This window comes from Lactiplantibacillus sp. 30.2.29, from assembly GCF_018991255.1.
Taxonomy (GTDB): domain Bacteria; phylum Bacillota; class Bacilli; order Lactobacillales; family Lactobacillaceae; genus Lactiplantibacillus; species Lactiplantibacillus pentosus.
In genome coordinates this window covers 1-1,083 of record NZ_JAGYGU010000095.1, presented here as the reverse complement: position 1 = coordinate 1,083, position 1,083 = coordinate 1, and the positions used below count along the sequence as shown (strand labels likewise).

Sequence of the window (1,083 nt, the reverse complement as noted above, 5' to 3'; positions counted from 1 at the left end):
GGTAGATTGCAAATTTAATCCGAATTTTTTGACAAATTGGTCAGCATGACCTGATAAGGTGTTTGCCAGTCAAGTATTTTAAGTGGTCGCTGATTAATTTCGAGTAAGGTGGTTTTCAAGCCTTGAGCACTAATGTGCTCAAAATAAGTCCCCTTAGAATAAAAATAGCGTAAGTTCCGATTAAATCGTTCATTACTGCCGCGCTCAGCTGGCGTATAAGCATGGCAGTAATAGGTCTTAATACCGTATTGTGCTTCAAGTGATACTAAACCGCTAAACTCAGTGCCACGGTCCACCGTAAAACTATGCACCGGGCCATTAAAAGTTGCTAGAAACTTATTTAGGGCTTCATTAACAGTTACTGCTGTCCGGTTTTTTAATCGGTAGGCCCAAAGGAACCGTGATTTGCGATCGATTAAGGTTAATAAAACTGCCTTACTATGCCCACGGGGGCCAACAATTGTATCTAATTCAAAATCACCGATGCGATTACGTCGATTAACCACGATGGGTCGCTGTTCAATTGACCGTCCTAATGATTGATTATATTTAGAACGTTGGTCAAGGTTACGCCGTTGGCGCACGCCATGTTCAGGCAAATCATTTAAAGAAAACTCAGTTTTCCCTTGATTTAACCAATTATAAATTGATTTAGTCGCTAGTTTAAATTCGTGAGCTATCATTTCTGGTGACCAACTTAGCCGTAAATGGTTTAAAATTATTTGCCTTAATTTGTCATTCAATTTAGTCTTTCGGCCACATCGTGACCGCTTGTATTCGGCATCTGTTTGGGCCACTTCGGCCTGGTAAGGTTCACATCGAGCTAATTCATAAGAAATTGTGGCAGGTGATCGTTTTAGGCGATCGCTCATTTGGATATTGGACAGGCCTAGTTCACAAAAGGTTTCGATTTTAATTCGTTCAGAATAGGTTATACTAGACAAAAGATCAGCTCCTAAAAGATGTGTTTGTGGTAAACACCATTTTAAGGGAAGCTGATCTTTTTTGTCCGAACAGCGTCGGATTAATTTTACAATCTACCAAGTTCATTCATGGGGAATGCCTCCTGTGATGTTTTCTGTG

General features: G+C 40.3%; 1 protein-coding gene. It reads right to left on the bottom strand.

The features are described 5' to 3' along the window. Nucleotides 1-14 precede the first annotated feature (14 nt). Nucleotides 15-944, bottom strand: coding sequence for an IS30 family transposase (locus KGF65_RS16665; protein ID WP_216788265.1), 930 nt, complete (start codon nt 942-944; stop codon nt 15-17). Between the last annotated feature and the right edge of the window lie 139 nt (nt 945-1,083).